At 40.5% G+C, this 5,578-nt stretch carries 3 protein-coding genes; all 3 read left to right on the forward strand.

All coding sequences use genetic code 11. The annotated features are described in order from the left end of the window. The first annotated feature begins 46 nt into the window (after positions 1–46). Positions 47–3,070: a hybrid sensor histidine kinase/response regulator gene (locus CDC33_RS20860; RefSeq protein WP_109010405.1), complete on the forward strand. Its 3,024-nt coding sequence runs from the start codon at positions 47–49 to the stop codon at positions 3,068–3,070. 377 nt (positions 3,071–3,447) lie between these two features. Beyond that, on the forward strand, positions 3,448–3,888 hold the full coding sequence (locus tag CDC33_RS20865; protein WP_109010406.1) for a hypothetical protein: 441 nt from the start codon (positions 3,448–3,450) through the stop codon (positions 3,886–3,888). A 150-nt stretch (positions 3,889–4,038) separates the two neighbouring features. Then, on the forward strand, positions 4,039–5,578 hold a 1,540-nt coding region (locus CDC33_RS20870; RefSeq protein WP_244919301.1), incomplete at its 3' end, for an NACHT domain-containing protein.

Raw genomic sequence — 5,578 nt, forward strand, 5'->3', positions numbered from 1 at the left:
TGCCCAATCCCCAATGCCCAATCCCCAATGCCCATTAACAAAAACTATGTTACAAGACAAAGAACTAGAAATCCAGATGCAGTTTCTGGAAGAAGCAATTGATTACTTAAATACCTTAGAAGGAGTATTACTAGAAATCGATACTAGTAACCGTATTGATTTGGATAAAATCAATGCTGCACTCCGGGCCGCTCATTCTATCAAAGGTGGCGCGGGGATGATGGGATTTAAATCGCTAAGTGATTTAGCGCATCGTTTGGAAGATTCTTTTAAAGTTTTAAAAACTAAAAAAAATTCTCTCGAAATTGATACTCAGTTGCAAAGTTTATTGCTATCTGGAGTTGACTGGCTGCGTCAGATTGTAGAATTGCTTACAGAAGGAAATGTTGTCGAAGATCAGTGGTTAGCAACCTTTTGTTACCCAATTTTTGACGAGTTGCACGATCGCTTGGGTGACCCCACCCCTGAAGATGCCTCAACCATGCTATCCCCAGAAGATGGCCAAGACGTTATTTCCTTGCTATTTGGCACAGAAGTAGAAGAGTGTTTGCAACGGTTAGAATCAATACTGGCAGATAGCAAACAGCCCGGATTGCATGAAGAAGTTGTCATAATGGCAGCAGAATTGGGCGGTTTGGGTGAAATGCTCCAGTTGGCAGCTTTTACCAAGCTTTGTGAGTCAATAACACAGCAATTGGAAACTGTTAGCAGTTCGCGCATTCCCGAAATTGCCCGGTTAGCATTGCAAGCATGGCGGCGATCGCAAGCTTTGGTACTGACAAATCAACTAGATAACTTACCTACAGAACTTGACTTCAATAGTAGTTATACGCAATCCCAGCCGCTATTACCAGCAGAAGTAAAACCACATATCGCCACAGACACAAAAGTAGCGTCAACATCTGTTTGGCAACCAGAAAACATTAAAGAAAATTGGACTAATCATGAAGCGTTGGCGCAGCCCACCGCAGGTATCGCCGCTAGTTTTACATTTTTAGATGTAGAATTCGCCGATGATATTAATACTGTCAATGTCACAGAGCATAATACAATATTCTCTAAAGAAAATAATCCTCCAGATGCCAAATTTGGCGAAGGTAAAGCAGAGCAAAATGGCGTTGCTAAAGAGCGGGAAACTCATGAAAATAGCGTCCGAGTTCCCAGCAAACAACTAGAGCAAATTAACGATTTATTTGGCGAACTGATTGTCCAGCGAAATGGGTTAAACTCGCAACTAGAAAGATTACGCAAACTGGTTCGGAATTTAAACCAGCGAGTCCAAGTTCTCGACCGCGAAAATCAGGAATTACGTATCGCTTATGACAAAATTTCTACTCAAGCTGGGGTGCAGGTGCAAGTTGAAAATAGTCAACAAACGCAGGGCGTTGAGAGAGAATTTGATACTTTAGAAATGAATTTTTATAACGATTTAAACCTGCGATCGCAGGAAGTTATGGAAACCATTGTTCAGGTACAGGAAGTTACAACTGACGTTCAACTCAGCGTAGATGATACAGACCAAATTGCTCGTAAAATAAATAAAACATCCAAACAGTTACAAACAAAGTTAAATCACATCCGAATGCGGCCTCTGTCCGATTTAATTGAACGTTTTCCTAGAGCCTTGCGCGATTTAAATGTAGAGTATGGGAAAAATGTCCAGTTAAAAATTGAAGGTGGTAATACTTTAATTGAACGCAGCATTTTAGAAGCATTAAACGAACCTTTAATGCATCTGGTAAGAAACGCTTTCGATCATGGTATCGAAGATTCAAGCACTCGCCGCCTTCTGGGTAAACCAGAACAAGGATTAATTGAAATTACAGCTACTCACCGCAGCAATCGCACCCTGATTACTATCCGTGATGATGGTTGGGGCATTTCTTTAGAGAAAATTCGCACTCGCGCCTTAGCTATGGGATTGGATGCTTCTCTACTCGCTAATGCTAGTGATGAAGAACTGTTATCACTAATTTTTGAACCAGGTTTTACCACCTCCGAACAAGTCACAGCATTATCTGGCCGAGGTGTCGGTATGGATGTGGTTCGTAACAACCTCAAACTGATTCGAGGAGATGTGAAAGTTGATACGGAACCAGGAGTTGGTACTACCTTCACCTTATCATTACCATTTACCCTTTCTGTGGCGCGAGTTCTGCTGGTAGAAATCAACAAAATGCTATTGGCATTTCCCACAGATGTCATTTCAGAAATATCTTTACTCCAAGACGAGCGAGTTTTCCAAATGGCAGGTAGCGAAGTTATAAATTGGCAAGGAAATATGTTGCCACTGATTCGCTTGACTCGTTATTTAGAGTTTAATTGCCTGCGCTACGATCGCTCAGAATTAGAAACTCCGGCAGCAATTAATGCTAACAGCGTCTTAGTAGTCAAAGGTAATAATCAGCCAGTCGCAATCCAAATAGACCGTTGCTGGGGTGAACAGGAAGTTGCTATTCGCCAAGTCGAGGGAAATATACCTTTACCAGAAGGTTTCAGCAACTGTACAATTCTCGGTGATGGTCGAGTAGTGCCACTAGTTAATGTCAATGAGTTGCTGTATTGGATTGCTACAAATCGGCAGACTCCCAAAGGTACTCAATTACCATCAGCAAGGTTAAAGACACCGTTTTTAATATTTGATGAAAACAAAGTATCAGCAGCTTCTATTAAGCAGAAAGGTACAGTTTTGATTGTAGATGACTCAATTAATGTTCGCCGCTTTTTAGCACTGACTCTTGAAAAAGGAGGGTATCAAGTAGAGCAAGCTAAAGACGGTCAAGATGCCTTAGAAAAACTTCATAGTGGATTGAAAGTAGAGGCGGTTATTTGTGATATTGAAATGCCTCGCCTTGATGGATATGGCTTTTTAGGTAAGATAAATTCAGATGTTGATACAAAAAATATTCCAGTTGCAATGTTGACTTCTCGTAGTAGTAATAAACATCGGCAACTAGCTATGCAATTGGGTGCTAGAGCTTACTTTTCTAAACCTTATAATGAGCAAGAGTTATTGGAAACGCTAGAGGAAATCATTTGCAATGTAGCAGACAAGGCAGCGTCTAATTGATAATTGATAATTAGGTTTAATATATTTTTTGATGGTGCGTTAGGCTAAAGTCTAACGCACCATTTTATCCCAATTTTAAACAAGAATGCGACAAACAGACCATTTGTAGAGACGCGATGAATCGCGTCTTAACCCAAGAATGTGTTGCAATAATTAATTGAATTGGTATTAGTAACCCGGCGATTATAAATCGCGGCTACACAAACAAAAACCGTCTGCGCGGGTTAAAAGAGACGCGATAAATCGCCGTCTCTACAATTGTTTTGGTCTGATCTAAACTAGATTAATTTATATCACTAATAATCCGCTAGCTTTTTCGTGATACTATTTGTGTCAATTGAAATAATCTCTACATCAACTCAATTTGTAGTGAATTTATGGTGACTGTAACACTGACATCTGTAGCTACTGCGATCGCAACTACGCTTTGGACTAAAGCGCAGGAGAAAATCGGCGAAAACATTGGTGATGCTACATGGACGCTAGGTGGTAAGTTAATAGAAAAGCTCCGCCAGAAGAATAAATCGCCATTACTCACCAATGCTGTAGAAGCAAATGAACCGCAGCGTTTAGATTATGGTCAAGCAGTGCTAGAACTTAAAGCCGCAGCAGATGCAGACCCAGAAATTGCTCAAGCAGTTGTGGAAGTGGAAGCAGCAGCAAAAGCAGAACCAAAACTCACTCAAAAAATTCAAGAAATCGAAAATACCCTCAAGTCTCAACAGCCAACCATTCAAAATCTGACGCAGCTAGCAGAAAAAATTGGGGTTGTAAACCAAGGACAGATAAATAACCAAACTAATAACTTCACCTTTTGACTACAGTCGTCTCAAGGGGAGGATGGGACTAAGTTAACTCCCGATAACTGGCGTAAAATCTGCCGTGAAATACTGGTAGAACGGCGAAAGCTAACTACAAACCCTCTAACTTCAACTGAAGGAGTCGCCCTGCAAGTTGATGATGTTTACGTGCCACTAGGATTAGTTGAGCGCAAAAAACCATCCAAGCCTCAAGGTGATATTTCTCCAGAACGGGGGTCAGAACTATACAAAGAAACAGAAATCACCAAAACATTTGAGCATAATGCTTTTCTAAATGAAGTTCTCAAACAGAAAAACACACCTAAAAGTCAAGGTAAGCGAATTGCAATTATTGGCGAACCAGGAGCAGGAAAAACAACACTATTACAGCAGATTGCTGATTGGGTATCTCGTGAGATTCACCAGTCGATTGTCATTTGGGTATCTTTAGCAGATTTGCGAGGTCAGGAACTAAAATCTTATCTGTTTGAAACTTGGTTGACTCAGGTAGCCGAGAAAATAGGTAAAGCTGAAGCCACTAAGCAATTGAAGGATAATTTTGTTGCTCTGTTTAATCAAAATAATGTCTGGCTGTTGTTAGATGGGTTAGATGAAATGTCCGCATCTAATCCTCTAACAGAGATTGCACGGCAATTTCGTGAAGGGGGGTTAATTTCTCAAGTGCGAATTGTGCTGACCTGTCGGGTTAATTTGTGGGATGGCAACATTAATGCACTTGATGATTTTGATACTTATCGCAGTTTAGATTTTTCTTATCCAGAACAGGTAGAGAGATTTATTCACAAATGGTTCGCTACTATTCCTGAAACTGGAAAGCAGTTATGTACTGCGTTAAAAGAATCAGGTAAGGAACGGATTCAGGATTTAGTGAAAAATCCTTTGCGGTTGACGCTGCTGTGTTTAAATTGGCAATCGGGAGATGGTAAATTACCTGATACTCAAGCGGGACTCTATCAACAATTTGTTGATGACTTCGACAAGTGGAAAAAAGCTGAATTTGCTACAAATCCTAAACAGCGTCAAGAACTTAATGTCAAACTAGGGGAATTAGCTAAAGCAGCAATAGATAAAGAAGCAACCCGTTTTCGCTTGCGGCAGGATTCTGTTACTCAGTTTTTGGGTGATGCTGATGATGAAAATTCGCTGCTGAAATTGGCACTAAATCGCGGCTGGCTGAACTGTGTCGGGATAGATACGAATAGAAAACCTGTTTACGCTTTCTTTCATGCCTCATTTCAGGAGTACTTTGCTGCTAAAGCAATTGATGACTGGCATTTCTTTCTCAACCATGTTCCCAAAAATCCCAGTCAAGGAACTTATCGCATCTTTGAACCGCAATGGAAGCAAACAATATTGCTTTGGCTAGGACGACCAGAAGAAAACCTCAAACAGCAAAAGCAACAGTTTATTGATGCTTTAGTTAGTTTTAAAGATGGATGTTGTAAATTTTATGAATATCGTGCCTATTTTTTAGCTGCCGCAGGAATTGCAGAATTTAGAGATTATTTTAAAGCAGATGAAATAATAGCGCAAATTGTCAAGTGGACAATTGATAGTCGGAGTTCAATCAAAGAGGAAGCTAAGTCAACACTGCAACTGCTGCAATCAACTACTGTAGATGACTACACCCGTAGGCAGGCAGCATATAGCTTAGGGGAAATCGGCACTGGCAATGAAATTACGATCG

It is taken from the genome of Nostoc commune NIES-4072 (assembly GCF_003113895.1).
In the GTDB taxonomy this organism is placed as follows: domain Bacteria; phylum Cyanobacteriota; class Cyanobacteriia; order Cyanobacteriales; family Nostocaceae; genus Nostoc; species Nostoc commune.

Coding starts and splice junctions, on each gene's coding strand:
- CDC33_RS20865 (WP_109010406.1), top strand. CDS start 3,448: ATGGTGACTGTAACACTGACATCTGTAGCTACTGCGATCGCAACTACG.
- CDC33_RS20860 (WP_109010405.1), top strand. CDS start 47: ATGTTACAAGACAAAGAACTAGAAATCCAGATGCAGTTTCTGGAAGAA.